This is a genomic window from Symmachiella macrocystis, assembly GCF_007860075.1.
Taxonomy (GTDB): Bacteria; Planctomycetota; Planctomycetia; order Planctomycetales; family Planctomycetaceae; genus Symmachiella; species Symmachiella macrocystis.
Window position 1 is genome coordinate 651240 of record NZ_SJPP01000001.1, and the last position, 18393, is coordinate 669632.

General features: G+C 54.2%; 13 protein-coding genes. 8 read left to right on the top strand and 5 right to left on the bottom strand.

Features of this window, described 5'->3' with window-relative positions; all coding sequences use genetic code 11:
• The first annotated feature begins 38 nt into the window (after positions 1–38).
• Both CA54_RS02550 and dsrP read left to right on the top strand, forming a co-directional pair.
• Positions 39–953, top strand: a complete 915-nt coding sequence (locus CA54_RS02550) for a 4Fe-4S dicluster domain-containing protein (RefSeq protein WP_146372253.1) — start codon at positions 39–41, stop codon at positions 951–953.
• Between the two features lie 2 nt (positions 954–955).
• Positions 956–2224: a sulfate reduction electron transfer complex DsrMKJOP subunit DsrP gene (dsrP, locus tag CA54_RS02555; RefSeq protein ID WP_146369297.1), complete on the top strand. Its 1269-nt coding sequence runs from the start codon at positions 956–958 to the stop codon at positions 2222–2224.
• An 837-nt stretch (positions 2225–3061) separates the two neighbouring features.
• On the opposite strand, the gene CA54_RS02560 is transcribed toward dsrP, so the two are convergent.
• From CA54_RS02560 to CA54_RS02570, 3 genes are all read right to left on the bottom strand, one after another.
• The gene (locus tag CA54_RS02560; RefSeq protein WP_146369298.1) at positions 3062–3829 is read right to left on the bottom strand and encodes a hypothetical protein; all 768 of its coding nucleotides are present in this window, start codon (positions 3827–3829) and stop codon (positions 3062–3064) included.
• 156 nt (positions 3830–3985) lie between these two features.
• The gene (locus tag CA54_RS02565) at positions 3986–4417 is read right to left on the bottom strand and encodes a zinc ribbon domain-containing protein (RefSeq protein ID WP_146369299.1); all 432 of its coding nucleotides are present in this window, start codon (positions 4415–4417) and stop codon (positions 3986–3988) included.
• Between the two features lie 716 nt (positions 4418–5133).
• Positions 5134–5643: a hypothetical protein gene (locus tag CA54_RS02570; RefSeq protein WP_146369300.1), complete on the bottom strand. Its 510-nt coding sequence runs from the start codon at positions 5641–5643 to the stop codon at positions 5134–5136.
• Positions 5644–6601: 958 nt separating this feature from the next.
• On the opposite strand from CA54_RS02570, the gene CA54_RS02575 reads away from it, so the two are divergent.
• Together CA54_RS02575 and CA54_RS02580 are read left to right on the top strand one after the other, a co-directional pair.
• A complete protein-coding gene (locus CA54_RS02575; RefSeq protein ID WP_146369301.1) occupies positions 6602–6943 on the top strand; it encodes a hypothetical protein in 342 nt (113 codons plus the stop codon).
• A gap of 125 nt (positions 6944–7068) precedes the next feature.
• Entirely contained in the window at positions 7069–7248 is a 180-nt protein-coding gene (locus CA54_RS02580) for a hypothetical protein (protein ID WP_146369302.1), read from the top strand.
• A gap of 73 nt (positions 7249–7321) precedes the next feature.
• On the opposite strand, the gene CA54_RS29725 is transcribed toward CA54_RS02580, so the two are convergent.
• Positions 7322–7705 carry a hypothetical protein gene (locus CA54_RS29725; RefSeq protein WP_231962941.1) on the bottom strand — a complete coding sequence of 128 codons (384 nt, stop codon included), beginning with the start codon at positions 7703–7705 and terminating at the stop codon, positions 7322–7324.
• 380 nt (positions 7706–8085) lie between these two features.
• On the opposite strand from CA54_RS29725, the gene CA54_RS02590 reads away from it, so the two are divergent.
• The 3 genes from CA54_RS02590 to CA54_RS02600 all read left to right on the top strand — a co-directional run bounded on the left by CA54_RS02590 (position 8086) and on the right by CA54_RS02600 (position 13236).
• Complete coding sequence (locus tag CA54_RS02590) at positions 8086–9465, top strand: efflux RND transporter periplasmic adaptor subunit (RefSeq protein ID WP_146369303.1); 1380 nt, start codon at positions 8086–8088, stop codon at positions 9463–9465.
• Positions 9462–12572 (top strand): efflux RND transporter permease subunit, encoded by a 3111-nt coding sequence (locus tag CA54_RS02595; RefSeq protein WP_146369304.1) that lies wholly within the window; start codon positions 9462–9464, stop codon positions 12570–12572. The genes CA54_RS02590 and CA54_RS02595 overlap by 4 nt, the downstream gene beginning before the upstream one ends.
• Positions 12573–12645: 73 nt before the next feature.
• Complete coding sequence (locus CA54_RS02600; RefSeq protein WP_146369305.1) at positions 12646–13236, top strand: sigma-70 family RNA polymerase sigma factor; 591 nt, start codon at positions 12646–12648, stop codon at positions 13234–13236.
• A gap of 108 nt (positions 13237–13344) precedes the next feature.
• Here the strand turns inward: CA54_RS02600 and CA54_RS02605 are convergent, their stop codons facing one another.
• Positions 13345–17088, bottom strand: coding sequence for a serine/threonine-protein kinase (locus tag CA54_RS02605; protein ID WP_197532154.1), 3744 nt, complete (start codon positions 17086–17088; stop codon positions 13345–13347).
• A gap of 224 nt (positions 17089–17312) precedes the next feature.
• Between CA54_RS02605 and CA54_RS02610 the strand changes: the two genes are divergently transcribed.
• Positions 17313–18173, top strand: coding sequence for a calcium-binding protein (locus CA54_RS02610; protein WP_146369307.1), 861 nt, complete (start codon positions 17313–17315; stop codon positions 18171–18173).
• Positions 18174–18393 lie beyond the last annotated feature (220 nt).

Consider the following 18393-nt stretch of genomic DNA (forward strand, 5'->3'; position numbering starts at 1 on the left):
CCCCAGAGCAACAAACGGGGGACTTCTACGAGGCACTTCTGCCGATACTGAACCAGCCACCGACGCGTCGTACCGCATTAAAAGCTGCCGGCGCCGCGCTCGGTTTGGCCGCATTTGGGAAAGCGATTTCGCCCCTCTGGAGTATTCCTGAAAATGTCTCGACGGATGAGTTTCTTCAACAACATTACAAGGAACTAACGGACGAGGATAAGAGAAAAGTTTTTGAGCGACTCGAGGCAGAAACAAAAGAGTTGCACGGCGCGAGCGTCACGATTTCCGACCCGAAGCCGATTCCCGGAGTTCGCTATGGCTACGCAATCAATCTCAGCAAGTGCAACGGCAATGGGGCATGCATGGAAGCTTGCAACAAAGAAAACAATCACCATCGAGGCGTCGATCAGTCCTATATTCGTGTGCTAGAAATGTCCAAAGGTTCGATGGACATGGAAGAAGGCAACACGACTTACGACCATACCGTGCCACAAGATGATAAGTATTACATGCCTGTGCAGTGCCAGCAATGTGATAACCCACCTTGTGTGACTGTCTGTCCCGTTGAAGCAACTTGGAAAGAGGATGACGGCATCGTTGTGGTCGATTACAACTGGTGTATCGGCTGCCGTTACTGCGAAGCTGCTTGCCCGTATCATGCTCGACGATTCAATTGGGAAGAGCCAGAGATACCCTCTGATGAGGTCAACCCGGATCAAGGGTATCTGTCAAACCGGATCCGACCGCAGGGGACGATGGAAAAATGCCACTTCTGCCTGCACCGAACGCGCGAAGGTCGATTGCCTGCATGTCTTGAAGCTTGTCCAACAGGTGCGCGAATGTTCGGTGATTTGAACGACCCGGACTCAGATATCAATTGGGTTCTCAAGAACAAGCGGGTGTTTGTTTTGAAAGAAGATCTCGGAACTCAACCTAGTTTTTTTTACTTTTTTGATTCTTAAACATGTCCTCCGCCATCGCTCCTAAATTGTCCGGCGCCGCCGCTCACCCGATTCGTAGCTACCCTAAGTTTCTCTGGTGGGGACTGGGCCAAGCTACAAACGGTGGACTGCTGTTCTACCTCTGGATGTTCGTTCTGACGGCGATCGCTCTTGTCGGGGCCAACGCATGGGCTGTTCAGGTTGCCAATGGCATGATCGTTACGAACATGACCGATCATGTCAGTTGGGGACTCTATATCGCCAATTTCACATTCATGGTCGGAGTCGCGGCAGGCGGCGTTATGATGGTCATCCCGGCGTATTTATATCACGACAAGAAGATGCACGATGTCGTGATTATTGGCGAGATGCTTGCCATCGCAGCCATCGTGATGTGCCTCTTATTTGTTGTGGCTGACCTTGGTCGTCCTGAACGATTCTGGCATCTGATTCCCGGAATCGGGCGTTTTAATTGGCCAATGTCAATGCTGACTTGGGATGTCATTGTGCTGAACGGCTACCTGTTATTGAATCTCCATATCTGTGGCTACTTACTCTACATGAGATTCCTTGACCGTCAGCCAAACAATTGGTGGTATGTCCCGTTTGTGTGGGCTTCCGTGTTTTGGGCCATTTCAATTCACACTGTCACTGCATTTCTGTACTGCGGGCTAGGCGGACGGCCATTCTGGAACACAGCATTGCTCGCACCTCGATTTTTGGCGAGCGCATTTGTTGCCGGCCCAGCTTTTATTCTAATCTTGTTTGCCATCATCCAACGCGTGACGGGTGAGAAGATTGATGATGGACCGAGACGGTTGCTCATCAACATTATCCGAGTCACCGTTGTTGTGAATCTGCTGATGGTCGTATCGGAAGTCTTCACTGAGTTTTACACAGGAGGCGGACATACCGCTTCGGCACGATATCTTTTTCTCGGTCTGCATGGCCACAACGCGCTCGTGCCGTGGATTTGGACGGCAATGGCCTTCAACGTCGTGTCCGCAGGATTGTTTCTGTCGCCGCTGGTTATGCGATACTCGACAGTATTGATTGTTGCCTGTGTACTTGCCTTCATCGGAGCATGGATCGAAAAGGGGATGGGGCTAATCGTCCCCGGCTTTATTCCCAGCACGCTTCATGAGATTGTTGAATATACTCCCAGTCTCGCGGAATGGAAAATCAGTGCAGGCATTTGGGCACTCGGTTTGATGGTGCTGACCATCTTGCTCAAGATGTCGATGGCCGTCATTTCAACAAGTTCGAAACCAGCCATGCCAGAGAATCTATAGGCTCACGCGGTTCAAAAATAATGACGGACGTAAGTTGAACCCGCAAAGAAAGTACAATCCAAAAGTCTTGGCCAGTACTGACTGAAGAAATAGGCTACAGATGATCGATTCGCAGATCGTCTAGGCCAATCTCGTTAATCGGCGGTGATGGGCAGGTTTAGCTTCTCCGTTATTGCTTGACCGACACTTGTCGAGAATACAGCGGACGTGAACTGAGTCGCGCGCGACTGTGCGAATCCCGAATTCGCCTTGGCCACTCCGTTGCCATTGTAATGTCAGGGCATTGTTTACTTGTTTGCCATATTGATCGAGCAATTTCAACTTGATCTTCAGCACTCAGGATTGCAGACAATTCATCCTCATTCAAGTCGGTGAACTTCGGACGGTTCATCGGTGTTTTGTGTCACACCATAGCGACGAGCCATTCGCCAGATAACGATCGAATTGTATTTGAATCGTGGGTTTGCCGCCGGACTAAAACAACAGCCTTTGATCGCTGGAATAAGCGTCCTTACGGACGACCATGCCAATTCTGACGCTCACCATGCTTTTCCCATCAGCGATTCCGCTGATGCCTTATCCGACTAACGACAACGACGGCGGCAATTGCTAGCACCGCACCGCTCAAGGAGCACCACGTCAAAAGCTGATAGAGAAACCCAACTCCGGCCATCGGATCGCCATGGCCAACAGCGCCTTGTGGGTCGAATATCACGCCGTAGAGAAAAATCGATCCTACTACCAAACACACCATTGCCACACCGCCAACGATCCCCACAATTAGCAGGCCGAGAGCATTTAACGCCAGCTTTGAACAGGAAGCCCGCTTATGACTCATCATTCGCCCTTCGGTTTCACTCTCGTGTCTGGTCGGCTCCTCTTCCGCCTGATGATTTCAACAGCCTTCACATGATCCCTCGAACCCACAATTGCCGTCAACTCTTCTTCCGTCAGTTTAATAGACCAAGACGTATCTGATGGACCGTCTGAAAGCCAGATTGTCGGTTCCACACCTTCAACCCACTCGACGGTCTTATTATCGGGCATCAGGAGGAATCTCCCACCGACTGTCAAATAAAACTCATCTCCGAACCGTCTCCATAGATACACATTGCCTTCAAGGTGGTAGGGTTTTCGTGAAATACCGAACTGAGTATCAGGGATGTCGCCAAGATCAAAGTCGATTCCTGCATCTGCAAGAACCGCCTCAACGTCGTCGCCTTCCATAATTCGTTCGAATTGTGCTTCGTTGAGTTCCGCACGTTTTTCATCACCGGAAACGATGCGAAAATCAGGATCAAAAGAGCTTCCCTCCAAGTCATCGCCGCTGCGTTTGATTTCGACTTGTTGTTGAATCCAGAGGCGATGACCACTTGCTAGTTCCGCCTGGGCCCCCAAGTAGCAATATCGACTGGGAAATGACATCGGAACATTGATCTCTGTAACCGTTGTCTTCGCATCAGGAAAACGGTCTTGAAAACGAGCGAACAGCTCTTCGCTGCTGATATGACTGGAGATGATCTTAGACTCATCAATCTCACCTTTACACCCAACAATCAGCAGCACCAGAAGACAGGGCGACAAGCGAAGTAATGGCGTGGACATGGCGTTCCCCTCTGTGTTTTTTTGGTGTTTGTCAGGCGAGCAATGCGTTTTGAACAATTCAAAGTCCAAGTTTGGAGAATATCGGATTCCACGGTCCTGTTGGTCGCTCTTGGCGGCTTGTTCGTGATTAACCTCGCCTGCTAGGTCGAGTATCCTTTACCGCATATTCGCCCACACAAGAAACACCCGTGCATAAAGAAAGACAACGCCCGCAAATATCACAAAAGAGGCCCCTAGGATAAGTTTCCAGCCAAACGGCACTTCGCCATCTTTCGATGATGTTTTCAAAACATAAGCCAACACGAAAGACAATCCAATCGTGCTGCCAATCCACGGTAATCCGTAGAAAAGTACTCCGGGGTCTATTGGGAATGTTTGCCGCAACTGCCTTCCGATATTAGTGTGGTCAATGAATCTAAGACTATCGGCCACGCTGCCTCCCAACCAACAAGCAATAGGCAAGACCAGCACCAGCCGTTTGATGAGTGAAAGCCCTTTCTCAGGAGAGGCAAATGGCGATGCCCCGCAATGCGGGCACTTCTTCGTATTGTTTTCAATTTCTGTTCCGCAGGTTCGACACAGTGGCATTTGCGAATTCCTTAGTCGTGAGTGAAGGATGCGATGAACAACCTGCCCCTAACCTTCTGCCTGTTTGCTCGATGGCTTCAGCTCCTCAGCCAATCTGTCGTCGACTAAAACCTACGCCCTCATGACTCATTAATGTCTATCTTCCGCCGTCTCCTTCTTCGGCGTATGACAACAACTGCGGCAATGGCTAACACCGCACCGATTGAGAAGCTCCATCCCAACATGTGAAGTGTTGCCGTGATTCCCGTCATTGGACCACCGCCACCTCCTCCTGTCGGGTCAAAAACACTGATAAAGAGCAGTATCGATCCAATGACCAGAAACACATTTACGACACCGCCAACGATCCCCACGACGAGCAGGCCGAGAGTCTTCAACAACACATCCGGCCAGCGACTTGGATTGTGCTCATGCGTAGGTGTCATTGCATCCACATTTATTGCGTTGTGGTGGCGATAATTTATTGAATGACGTTCGGTTCACCCTCTTTGACAATGATTCCTTTGATCGGATTTTGAAGATTTGAGGAGAACTGCTACCCATCATGCGTTCCAATGGCAATTTTCTTTCCGAATTCAATGCGAGTCACCTAGCATTCAACTGCCAGATCTGAGCTAGAGAAAAGCCGAATAAGACCGCCCAGACACATGCCCCTTAAACACAGCGATGCCTGCTCGCCTCCAATTGATGATGTGAATAGCAACTCCTTCCGGATTTCACGATTTGTGCGGATTGTCTGATTGGCAATTTCGATCAAGCCGTGACATGACGGCTGATGCGACAAGCAAGAACGGAATCGCACAGGCGAGAAAGCCCGTGTAGACGATAACGTGCACTGAATGACCAAATCCATCGATATCATACATTGCTAAATCGGCCATCAGTGCCAACCACATCAAAGCGATCATCAGACCGGTTGCTATGGCAGCGATCCAATGCCTTCGCTTTCCTGCTTCCCAGCGGATAGGAGGGTGCTCTGTCACCAACCGAATACCTGAAAAACACAACCATAGGCCGTAGCCGATAACGAGAACTCCAACTGCTCCGTCTGGAATCGAGCGGAAGGCGTCTCCCCCCGTGTTAATACCGATCAAGACAAAAAGTGATGTTCCGAACATCACAGCGACGCCGAGCGAAGTGAGGCATATCCCGCACACAAGATCTAAGCCGGTTACAATCCAGCGGAATCCTTTCACAGCCCAGTGACGATGTTTCAATTGCGACATTTTCCGATCTTTACCGTTTCACCTGAGCATGGCATTTTCGAAAGCACGATGTGGATTGTTTCAGCCCAGTTCAAAAGGACCAAGCAAACACTTGGTTCAGAAGAATCCAGCACGGAATCAAACCGCCATACAAGAAACCGAACAAGAACGTGCCCCAGGCCACTCGGCGTTGGTGGTTGATGCGAAACACGGCATATCCAATGCCGCATAGTGGCACAATCCACCAAGCGAATAGCAATGGAAGAATGGAGAACACTCCCGTCATTTGACCGGTATTGACACCAAGCGTTTCCATGACGAAGAGAGAAATATACATGATTGGAACGGGGACGAGCACTCCTGGCAAACAATCGCCAATCCCAGCGAAAAACGCCTTAAATCGGGAAATGTTCCTGGGGGTTTCTGAAGAGTCTTTGACCATATTGGTTTTCCCCACGGCAAGAGATGATGCTAAACCCCTATCTGTCTTGGCGACATTGCTGGATCAATATCACGTACGAACTGGTCATTTTCTTTAGATTGCCGCTGGTTGTGTCGAATGCCGCCAGACCGGTATTTCCCTCAAGGCCCCCCAGTCGACCGAAGTCCGGCTGCTGATCGTCCATTATATGGCATACCGGAAGCCGCCTGAACGTTGCGTACACGCCCGTCAGCTTAAACCAGCCGGAGAATGAAATCGTTGACGAATCAAACATCTCGTGGGGAAGTCTGCCCATTCTTCTGATTCTTGACTTCTATTGGCACGGCGGATTACTGGCTAGTGATCTCAACTATCGGTTCGAGTTTGCGATAGAAAAGGGCATGGTCCAATGAATGATCAAGTCGCAATACAATTCGACCACTTTTCAGCGGCGAGTCGCACCGATATCGTCGTTGACGCGAATGCGGGTTATCTAAAACTCACGCAGCGCGTTCCTCCTTGGTGGTGTGAATCTCATTGGGAAGCCGGGCACGGAGGATGGGTCAGTTCCACGGAGAGATATTGGACGTGCTGTGCCAGCCGGTGTTCTGTGGAATTGGTAATGAGCAACAAGAGCGGGTGAAACAGTCGAGACATCATGTTTCTGCGAGCGCGGGGGATAACCTGTCGTCGGATCGAGAGATAGCTTTGTTTTTGCACCTCGCTGAAATCGGTGTCGCAGCGCTTCGCCGCCCCAAAAGACAAAATGCTTTTTGCAGGTCTCTTTGTTGTCTTTTTGAGAAGTTCGAAGTACGTATCGTTCGAGCCGCCGAGTCTTTCGCGGCGAACAATCTGATCGAGTGCGATCACATTTTTATCGGGCGACAAGTCAATGCCTGAATCACCGCTGCTCCACAGAAATTCAGCAAACCATTGCTTCCCTTTTCAACCGACCGAAAAGTACACCGAACTCGTAACACATTGCCGATTCAGCAGTTCATAAAATTGGCACAAGGAGCATGGTTATGAAGCGGGTTTGCCTCAAAGAGGCCTACACGATCTGGATGAGCTGGAATCAGCTTGAGGTACTGATAGAAGTTGCGTTGAACGCATATCTGCCGCTGTTACGTTGCGGCGTGGTCGCTCTTTTCCATTTTTTTAAGTTTATTGGCCGCCGACCATCGACAAAGGTGATCTCTCAATAACCAAGGAATGTAAAACAATCACCAAAACAACAAATCGAATGGAGAATTAGCGATGGCGACGTTTACTAAGATTTCAAAAATCGTAATGGTTACTGCAGTGCTTGCTTTGGCAGCCGGTCCGGCAATGGTAGAGGCGGGCCAGAGAGGGAATCACCGCGGCGGCGGACACCGCAACGGCGGAAATCACCGCGGCGGCGGAAATCACCGAGGCGGTGGGAATCATCGCGGCGGTGGGCATCACCGGGGTGGCGGACATCACCGGGGTGGCGGACATCACCGGGGTGGCGGACATCACTGGGGTGGCGGGCATCACCGGGGCGGCGGGCATCACCGGGGCGGCGGGCATCACCGGGGCGGCGGGCATCACCGGGGCGGTGGGCATCACTGGGGCGGTGGGCATCACCGCGGCGGCGGGCATCACTGGGGTGGCGGACATCACCGGGGTGGTGGGAATCATTGGGGATACCCCAAATCCCCGTCTCAAAGCCCACCCAACGGCAAGATCACCTATTGGAGGAATGCCAAATGATACGAGTCGGAGGTTTCTCGATCACCGAGAGCCTAAAATCGAGATCTGTGATATGAGGTAGGGCATACGAAACACGGCCGGGCGAACCGCATTGGGGATCCGCCGGCCGTTCTTTTATGATAGGACGTCGGCAGTCGAACGTAATCCCTAGACGTAAGCATTGATCGTACAATCCCGAAGGTTTTCGGAAAACTTGCTGATTTCGCGTGGTTCCTCTGTTTACAATCGACCGTAATCGGGCCTGCGCCACGACAAGCAGATGAGTGAACAATCAAATCTCCAAGGCGCCGGACGACAAGGAACTGACCATGACTGATCAACCTGCATCTGCACGACCGCTCCGCCAATGGCTCATCCTTCCGCCTCTAATCCTTGGTGTGGGCGTCGCAATCTATATGGTTGCAGGACGGACGCAGCTCAAGCACAATCCGGTCACCGAGGTCTCGCGGACGCTGCGGGTGATTCCGGCCCCGCAAGTCGACGTGGTACCCCGTGTGTGGGGCTATGGCACGGCCGAACCGGGCCGCACCTGGAAGGCCGTCGCCGAGGTGCAGGGACGTGTCATCGAAACAGATCCCCACCTGAAAGCAGGGAGCATTATTGCCAAGGGGCTAACGCTGCTTAAGATTGACCCATACGAACTGGAGTTGGTAGCAGCCCAACTCAAAGCGGACATCGACCGCGTCAAGGCGCAACAGTCGGAATTGGAGACTAACGAAGCCAATTACCGAGCATCGCTGACAATCGAGGATGCCGCATTGGCGCTGGCAGAGCAGGAGTTGCGCCGGCTTCGCCAACTTTCGCAAACAAACGCCATATCCCCTGCCGACGTAGATGCCAAGGAACGCGAGGTTTTAGCGCAACGGCAAAACGTGCAGTCACAGCGCAATCTTCTGAACGTACTCCCCTCTAAGTTGCAGGCCCTCAATGCGGAGTTGACCGTTAAACAGTCGAGTCTGAAGCAGGCCGAGATTGACGTCACAAAATGCGTTATCAAAGCACCCTTCAGCTGCCGCTTGGCGGACGTTGACATTCAAGCGGGGCAGTTTCTCGCTCGCGGCGAAGTCCTCTTCGAGGCTTATAGCACGGCGATCACGGAAGTCGATGCGCAGGTTCCCATGGATCAAGCCCGCAAGTTGATGGGCGCTGACGCGGCGCCCATCGCGCCCTTGAGCATCGACTTGGATGAACTCGCCAATTTGCTGGGCATCCAGGCGACTGTGCGCATACGTGCCGGAGACCTGACTGTGCACTGGGACGCTCGCGTCACCGGCATCCGCGAACAACTCGATCCCACCACGCGCAGCATTGCCGTCGTGGTGGCAGTCGACGATCCGTATAAGAATGTGATTCCCGGCAAACGCCCACCGTTGGTCAAAGGCATGTTTTGTGAAATTGAGTTGTGGGCGAAACCTCGCGCCGGAAAAATCGTGATTCCGCGCAGCGCCATGCATGATGGTGCGGTGTATATCGTCAATGATGAGCGCCGCTTGGAGAAAAGGGCCGTCGTCGTCGATTTTCTTCAGAGCGATTTCGTTTGCGTTAGTACCGGGTTGCACGCCGGGGAAGTTGTCGTCGTCTCCGATCCGACCCCCGCCATTTTGGGGATGTTGGTCGATCCGGTCGAAGACGACGCTTTGCTGAACGTAATCAAGGCGCAGGCGACCGGCGAAGGGAGCCTTAAATGATACGCTTCTTCGCCACGCACCCCACCGCGGCCAATTTATTGATGCTGGTTTTCGTGGTGATCGGCATCATGACCGCGGGGACTTTGCGCCGAGAAACATTCCCCGATTTCACAGTCCCGGAAGTGGAGATTCGAGTCCCCTACCCTGGCGCGACGGCCCAGGAAGTCGAGGACGTTGTCAGTCGCCGAGTGGAAGACGCGCTGGACGGCATCAAATACGTCAAGGAAATCCGTTCCGATGCGCGAGAGAATATCGCCATCATTACAATCGAGATGGATGATTCCGGCGACTTTGTCGTGTTTAAAGACGACATCGAAACCGAAATCGCCGCCATCGATGATTTTCCCGACGACGTCGAAGACCCGGTGATTAAACAGCTCGGGACGACGGAATTGGTTTTGTCGCTGATCGTCAGCGGCCCCATGTCACCGCGCGATCTGAAAGCGTACTGTGAGGACCTTAAGGAGCGGCTACAGCGAGATCCTCAGGTGTCTACCGTCAATATCCGCGGGTTTTCGGACAACCAACTGCGGATCGAACTTTCTGCCAGCGCCCTCATGCAATACGACCTCAGTGTTGCCGACGTGGCCGATTTCGTGAGCCGGCAAAATGTCGACTTGCCAGCCGGCGCTATTGAAACCGGTGAACATGAGATTCTGGTCCGTTTCGTCGAGGAGCGCCGCTCACCCGAAGACTTGGAAACGCTGGTGATTGTCGGCGGCCACGGCGGCGGCGAAATCCGGTTGGGGGATCTGGGCACTGTCACCGACACCTTTGAGCTCGAAGAGGACAAGGTGATCGCCGACGGCCGACGCGCGGGGATTTTAGTCGTCGAGAAGACAAAAACTGAGGACACGATCCGTGCGGCCAATGTTGTTAAGTCAATTGTCGAGGATGAGCGAGCCCGGCATCCACAGATAACGATCGATATCACTCAGGACATGTCGACGCTCGTCAACAGCCGACTGAATTTGATTCTTAAAAATGCCTGGCAAGGAGGACTGCTGGTTTTTCTGGCCATGTGGCTATTTTTTAATGTGCGGCTATCGTTTTGGGTAGTCATGAGCTTGCCCGTTTCGTTTCTGGGCGCGCTGTGGTTCGCCGAGCAAATTGGATTGACGATCAACATGATCACGATGATCGGCATCCTCATGGCTTTGGGATTGCTGATGGACGACGGCATCGTGATCGCCGAGAATATTGCCACACATGCCGCCCGCGGGAAACCGGCAATCCAGGCTGCAATCGACGGCGTGAATGAAGTCAAGGCAGGCGTGTTTTCCTCTTTTATCACCACGGTTTGCGTCCTAGGACCGTTGGCGACGATTGGCGGTAATATCGGCAAAGTTCTGCGAGTGATGCCGATCATTTTGATTCTCGTATTGGCGGTCAGTTTGGTGGAAGCTTTCCTGATCTTACCATCGCACTTAGCGCATTCGCTGACGGACGAGCATGACAAAAAAGCGAACGCGGTACGCCGATTCATCGATGGCATGATTGACTACTGCCGCGAACACATTCTCGGCCGCGCCGTCGACATCCTGTTGCGGTGGCGATATCTATGGGTCGGTTGTGTGATTGCCATGTTGATCGGCACGCTGGCAATGTTTGCTGGAGGGAACGTCAAATTCCAAGCGTTTCCGGACCTTGACGGGGACGTCATCGACGCGCGGCTGATGATGTCCCAAGGCACCCCGCTTAAACGGACCGAAGAGGTTGTTCAACAATTTACCGACGCACTGGTCGAAGTTAACCGCGAATTTAAATCACGGCAACCGGACGAACAAAACCTGATCAAGTCGGTCAACGTACAATTCAACAAGAATACCGACGCCTTCGAGACCGGCCCGCACGTCGCCACAGTTTCGGTCAATCTTCTCGATGCTGAGATTCGTGACGGGCGCATCGATGAGATTGTCGATTCCTGGCGGGACAAAATCGTGCCGCCAACCGACGTTGATATGATGAACTTTACGGAACCGGTCATCGGCCCCCAAGGCCGCGCCATTGAAATTCGTTTACAAGGGGACGACCTTGAACAACTGGAAGTGGCGGCGACGCACTTTCGCGCTTGGCTAGCGCGTTTTGACGGTGTATTGAACCTCACCGACGATCTCCGCCGCGGCAAACCGGAAATCCGCATTCACCTCCGCGAGGGAACGGCCGGATTGGGCCTCGACGCCGCCACTGTGGCCCGGCAGGTGCGGGCTGGGTTTTATGGAATGACGGCCGATGAAATCCAAATCGGTCGTGAGGCCTACGAAGTCGATGTGCGGCTGCGGCCCGACGACCAAGACAGCGTCGCCGACCTGGAGTATTTCCATTTCGCCGTCCCCGGCGGCAAACTGGTGCCGCTCGGCTCAATTGCAATTGCTGACCGCACCCGCGGTTGGTCGCGCATTGCTCGGGTCGACGGTCGCCGCACAGTGACCCTGCTGGGGGACGTCGATCAACGTCGGATCAACACGGCACAATTATTCAATGAAATCGAGCGAGACTATTTGCCGGAATTCCACGCAGAATTTCCGGAAATCGACGTTTCATTTGCCGGCGAGGTCGAACAATCGGCCACGACTCAGGAATCGATGATGGGGGCCATGGTCATCGGTGTGATTGGCGTGTTTGTATTGTTGAGTTTTCAGTTTCGTAGTTACACCGAACCGCTGATCGTGATGACGGCGATCCCGTTTGCGTTGATCGGAGTGATCTGGGGACATTGGCTAATGGGCATCGATCTGAGTATGCCCAGCGGCGTAGGATTCATTTCCTTAGCGGGGATCGTCGTCAACGATTCGATTCTGCTGGTACTGTTTTTGAAAATGCGCCGCGAAGAAGGCGCCGACATCGTCATGGCGGCGGGACAGGCGAGCCGGCAACGCTTTCGGGCAATTGTGATCACGTCTCTGACAACGATCGCCGGCTTGCTTCCGCTGCTATTCGAGCGCAGCCTGCAGGCGCAGGTGTTGATCCCACTGGCAGCCAGCATCGCTTTTGGCTTGTTGGCATCCACGGTATTGGTCTTGTTGGTGATCCCCTGTCTTTACACGATTCTCGGCGATTTTGGACTCACCGCAGATATTGCCACCAAGGGTCAGCACGATACGTAATTTTGGGACGTGAGGGCGCTACACGATATACATCAGTAGTTTTCACATCACACCAATCAATCCGGGAGATCCGATGCCCCAAGAACAAACATTTCGCATTCTGTTGGATCAATTACGGACCGGTGACGAAGCAGCGGCAGTGAAAATTGTCCAAGATCATACGGCCGGTTTGGTAGCAGTCGCCCGCAAGCAAATGGGAAGCGGTCTGGCGCGGCGAGTTGATCCCGAGGACATCCTGCAGTCGGTCTACCGCAGCCTGTTCGTCCGCGTGCAACAAGGCGAGTTTGACCTCGGTGCCGGGCGGGATTTGTGGCAGCTGTTAGTCACAATGACGCTCAACAAAGTCCGCCGTAGCGCCAAATTCCACGGCGCAGGCAAACGGGACATGTCCAAAGACCAATCGGTCCGTGCAGATGCCGATCCGTTGGACCACATCCCCGGCAGCGGCGAACCGGGACCCGAGGAGGCTGCGATTCTCGTAGACGAAACGGAAGCCTTCCTGAAAACGCTCAAGCCGCAAGACCGCCCGATTGTTGAGTTGCGGCTGCAGGGCTACAACAGCATCGAAATCGCCGAACAAACCGGTCGCGCCGAACGTAGCATCCGGCGTATTCTCAAACAAATCCAAGAACGCCTGACCGAAGCGACCCGAACAGACGCATAGCGCTTCGACGACTGTGATAGGATGCGTCGAAATGCACTTTTCGAAGTCGTATGTCTGAGCACAACTCGCGCCTTTCGGGAACGCCCACAAACCATTCGCCGGCCGCGTCTATTCTTCCGCCAATTCAACGCGAATGTCATCCAACCACACGTCGCCCACATCGCGGGAGACAATCCGCAACCGAACCTGGTCACCATTGGCAGTGAATTCGCCGGTGACTTGTTGCCAGCCGTATGTACCCGCAGGGAGAGCGACGTGCGGGACGTTGATTGCCGAACCGACGACCACGTATGCCCCATTGACTGCCAAACCATCAGCCTTTGCCCACAATGAGATTCGGTAACGGGCATCCGGCGTGGCGGGCACAATTTGACTTGTCTCAGCAATCACACCTTCGGCGGCCGGTGATGTGTGGTGAATGCGCAACGACAATTCACCGCTGTGCCGGTCGTCACGTGAAACTTCAGCGACGGATCGACATCCGCCTCGATTCCACCAAATCGGTTTCCCTGCTTCGGCTTGTCCCCAATATGCAGACAGTCCCAGCTCAAATCCACCGTTTAAAAAAGGCAGCACCGGAAAACGCCGCCGAGTTGTTTTTTCGCCGAATTTCGAAGCGCGTCGACTGTCGATGATTTCCGTGACGGCAGTCGCCTTGTATTCGGCAGCGAGTTGAGCGACTTTCTCGAGATCGCAACTCGCGTCACTGGCCAGGGCAGCTCGCAGAGCGTGCGCCGCATCAGAGAACCGCGTCATTCGCGTGAACACTTCACATCGGCCCAGTTCGGCTTCGGCGAGTTGCCAGTCCGTTTTTGCGATCGAATTCCCGCGGTCAAATGCCGCGAGCGCGGCCGAGTATTCTTTAGAGGATGCGAGGCTGCGGCCCAGTCCCATCGCCGCTTCATAATTCGTAGGATCAATGTCCAGTGCAGCACGAAAATCCGAAATCGCAGCTTTTCGATTACCCGAGTGCATTGCGGCAGCCCCCCGGATCGCCAGCGCCGCTGCACGATTGGGTTGCTTCGTCAGCACGCTTTCGGCCGCATCCGCCGCGGCAGAATCATTTCCCAATGACCACTCGGCCGTCGCCAGCAACATCCGATAGTCGGCATTATCCGGCTCTACATCCAACAACTGGTTAGCATAGGCCCGCGCTTCTTGGACTGATTCACGATTCTTGTTGAGCACGCGGCTGAGGTCTCGAACGGCCGGTTTGCCGAGTCGTACCGCCTCGATGAATGCGGCAACGGCCTCGGGCGTCTGTTCCATATCACGAAGAACGAGTCCACGGTACCAATGCACATAATGGGTCATTGGGGCGAGATCGCGGGCTTTCTCAGCATCGACCAGTGCCGCATGCCACAATGTGGTTTTGTGCTGTTGGTCCCCGGTATCTGCGGCTTCGGCCAAGTACGTTTCGGCACGGATGCAATACGCGAGACAGTCATCGGGACGCAACACGATGCATTGATTGAAGGCCTGCTGAGCGGCAGCGTAATCCCCAAGTTGCCGACATACAAATCCCAGCGTGAACATCGTCAAAAAACGGTCGGGATCCAATGCGGCCGCCCGAACAAGAAATCCTCGCGCAACCTCCATCAAGTCCCCATCGAAACTCCGCCCGGCAAGGACCAAGTTGCGCATGACGGGATTTTGCGACATACTCCATGTCATGATCCCGACCGCATTGTTATCAGCAGCAGATTCCGGTCTCAGACTCATTACGTCGGGAAAAACCAACCCCCTCCCCAACCGCAAATTCGCACAGGCCTGCAACGCGGTAATCGACTCTGCACGTCGAAAACGTTCCGCCAACTCTGCGATATCCAACAACTGGCGGCTCTCCTCAACCGAGGCCGGTGACAGAATATTCAAAAGGATCGACTTGCCCTTAAGCAGCGCCAGCAATAACAGCTGGTCATAGATTGTCTGGCACAAGCGATCGGCCTGCTGAGCCGAAAGTTCCTCGTCGGGCAGGTGCGCCCACCAATCGGCATGGTCGAAGATCTTCAACGCGTCCAATGCGCTTTGCGATGCGATGGTGGCCGTGGCATCGTTTTCGAAAACGGCCAGTTCTTCAGCTTGTGCGGCGAGCCTATAAAAATCCACGAGTCGTTGAACGTGTTCTCGGCGGTGCTCAATGCGCGAGCGAAGATCCGTCAGTTGTGGCTGGGACTTGAGTTGATCAAGTGCGGTGTCCAAAATCGCGACGGCCGCCGAAAAACGATCGCCGCGCAATTCGGCGATGGCCGATTCGTCGGCTGTGAGGACGGCAGATTGTACCCGGTCGCTCCGGAAACGAGCCTCTTGACGAGCCTGGTCCCATGCGAATAGCCCCGCAATTGTAGTGGTGATCAATAGCACGCCGGCGACTACCCCCGACGAAACAATCGTGCGATGCCGCCGCATCCACCGCCGCGCGCGGTCCTTCCACGGTTCTCGATGTGCGGCGACCGGCTCGTCAGCCAGCCAATTTTCGATATCGGCCGCGATTGCACCGGCCGTTCGGTAGCGGTCTTCAGGTCGCAACGCCATCGCTTTAAGACAGATCGCCTCCAACCCCGCGGGAACGTCATCGCAAACTTCATGCGGTACCCGGAATTCGCCGCGGGTGGCACGGCTTAACACGACAGGTAAATCCAGAGATGTCTGTGGCGATTGGCCAGTCAGCAGATGATAAAGTGTGGCGCCCAAACTAAATATGTCCGTCGCCGGCCCCAGACTGTCGACCTGCCCGGCCGCTTGTTCGGGACTCATGTACGCCGGTGTTCCCACGGCGCTGCCCATTTGTGTCGCCGACGAACCGCTGCCCGATTGCGGGCGCAGCGTGACCTCATCAGTTGAACTACTGGTCTCCACACGGCCGATCGGTTTCGCCAATCCCCAATCCACCACCAACGTCTCGCCGTATTTACCAAGCATGATGTTCGCCGGCTTGATATCGCGATGCACGACGCCTCGGCTGTGGGCATAGTCGATGGCGTGACACACTTCGATGAATCGCGCCAGCAACTTTCGAAGCTTCAACGTGCGTAGACTGTCCAATTCTCGCACGCCGGCGATCTCTTGGTACTGCTCGATCGCCGCTTTGAAACTGCCGCCCCGTACGAACCGCATCGCATAATATGGCCGCCCGTCCCCATACGCCCCCATCCCGTAAACCGGCACGATGCCCGGATGTTCCAACCCGCCGGTAATCTCCGCCTCGCGGAGAAACCGCGCCTGACTATCGGGGTCGTCCGCGAATTGCGACTTGAGTTGCTTCAGCGCCACCTCGCGCGAGACCTCTCCGTCGTGCGCGAGAAACACATCTCCCAGTCCACCGCTAGCATGGTTGCTAATAATGCGATATCGAAATCCACCGCGATTCCCTGACGGGGCATCTTCTGGGTTACCGGCAGCACCGTAAATTTGTGTTTGGTCCCCGTCGTTGCCTGACTGCGAATGTGAGCCCCGTAACGTCTCACCAGCTGCGCAATATGTCGCCGTGAGCCGATCCAACAGCCGGTCCCAAAGCCTGGGAAACCGCCCGCGGTATTCGTCAAGACTGGGCGGCGAATCGTTGCGGGCGCGGAGATCGTATTCGGCCGCAATCAGATCGACAGCGTCGTCCGCATGATCGGCCCATTCGGGGAATTGATCGAAATAGCGCTCGACTCGTATGTCATTGTCCGACTTGAGTCGGAACTCCAAGTCGACATGGACCAATTCCACCAGGACGCCCCACCGGTCGTCAGCCGTTTCCGGCAGAAAATCGTTGATCCCCGGTGGCTCGCCCCCCTGCCAAGCCGTTTCGAAGCGAAATACCAGATTCTCGACCAAATCGGAATGAGGAGTCTGTCCATTATCCACGGGATTGCTCTCACATCGGGCGAAGTACCGGGCCATGCCACCCGATTATCAGCAACAAGTTACAGCACCGCAAGGACTTACTGCGACAACTCAATATTTTGAGCCTTTTTCGGAAGAATTCCCCCGCATTTGGCCGCGGCCCCTGGGGAAAAGTGATCTGAAGGCAGGAACGGAAGATTCAAACAACCAAAACACTGAAACAAGAAAACACAAGGAGCAGACCGATGAACAATCACAAGACACGAACGATGCAATTCGAGAACCTGGAAGATCGCCGCGTAATGACCGCCGGTGTCGACATCGACTTAGACGACGGCGTGCTGGAAGTCGAAGGCTCGGAAAAATCCGAGAAGATCTACATCCAGTACCACGATCACGACGAAGTTGAAGTCAAGATCTACCAGCAAAAGGATGGCAAATGGAAGTTGAAAAAACGCAAGGATTACGATTTGGATAAGGTCGACGAAATCAAAGTATTCGCTGGGGCCGGCAATGACTACGTCGTCAATCGCACAGACATCGTCATGGCAGCATATGGCGAGACTGGAAACGACACGCTGTATGGCGGGGGCGGCAACGATTCGCTGTGGGGCATGGATGGACGTGACAGGTTGGTGGGCCGCGATGGCCACGACCGGATCGATGGCGGCAGCGGAAATGACCGGCTCTACGGGCTAGACGGCAACGATATCATGACCGGGCAGGCCGGCCGCGACTATCTGTCTGGCGGCGACGACCATGACGTGATGAACGGCGGTAGGGACAACGACCGCCTGGGGGGGGGACGTGGTAACGATGCCTTGTATGGAGGGAGCGGCGACGATCACCTGTTCGGCAACAACGACCACGACAAGCTCTACGGTCAAAGCGGCACGGACTACTTGTCCGGTGGTGCCGGAAATGATTGGATCGACGGCGGCAACGACGATACCACAGACACGTTGTACAGCGGTGGGGGCTACGACCACATCGTACAACACCACAATCTGAAACCTGGGATTTTCGGCATCAAGTTTTGGCAAGCTGAGGAGAGTATCAGGGATGCGTCATGGTACGACACGGTAAAGAACGAGTACCACCGCTAGAGAGTGGAAGTATTTGGGGGAAACCGCTGGTGGCGGCGAAGTTGGGGAGGGCATTAATCCTTCCCAACGAGGCCTGCGACCGGCGGTTTTTCATGCACCGCTTTATATGAAATAGCTGTCGTGCCGTACGTTCGTTGCACCTCCCCCATAGATGACGCCAGTCACTTGACTGAGTGTTCAATTGTATCAATGACTGCTCTGTTCAAATCCTGGAGCGTAG

Bases quoted from the DNA above. Each gene is read 5' to 3' on its own strand.
- CA54_RS02570 (WP_146369300.1), bottom strand. From the start codon at position 5,643: ATGTCGCAATTGAAACATCGTCACTGGGCTGTGAAAGGATTCCGCTGG.
- CA54_RS02575 (WP_146369301.1), top strand. From the start codon at position 6,602: ATGGGTCAGTTCCACGGAGAGATATTGGACGTGCTGTGCCAGCCGGTG.
- CA54_RS02600 (WP_146369305.1), top strand. From the start codon at position 12,646: ATGCCCCAAGAACAAACATTTCGCATTCTGTTGGATCAATTACGGACC.
- CA54_RS02610 (WP_146369307.1), top strand. From the start codon at position 17,313: ATGAACAATCACAAGACACGAACGATGCAATTCGAGAACCTGGAAGAT.
- CA54_RS02565 (WP_146369299.1), bottom strand. From the start codon at position 4,417: ATGCCACTGTGTCGAACCTGCGGAACAGAAATTGAAAACAATACGAAG.
- dsrP (WP_146369297.1), top strand. From the start codon at position 956: ATGTCCTCCGCCATCGCTCCTAAATTGTCCGGCGCCGCCGCTCACCCG.
- CA54_RS02580 (WP_146369302.1), top strand. From the start codon at position 7,069: ATGAAGCGGGTTTGCCTCAAAGAGGCCTACACGATCTGGATGAGCTGG.
- CA54_RS02560 (WP_146369298.1), bottom strand. From the start codon at position 3,829: ATGTCCACGCCATTACTTCGCTTGTCGCCCTGTCTTCTGGTGCTGCTG.
- CA54_RS29725 (WP_231962941.1), bottom strand. From the start codon at position 7,705: ATGATTCCCACCACCCCGGTGATGTCCGCCACCCCAGTGATGCCCGCC.
- CA54_RS02590 (WP_146369303.1), top strand. From the start codon at position 8,086: ATGACTGATCAACCTGCATCTGCACGACCGCTCCGCCAATGGCTCATC.
- CA54_RS02595 (WP_146369304.1), top strand. From the start codon at position 9,462: ATGATACGCTTCTTCGCCACGCACCCCACCGCGGCCAATTTATTGATG.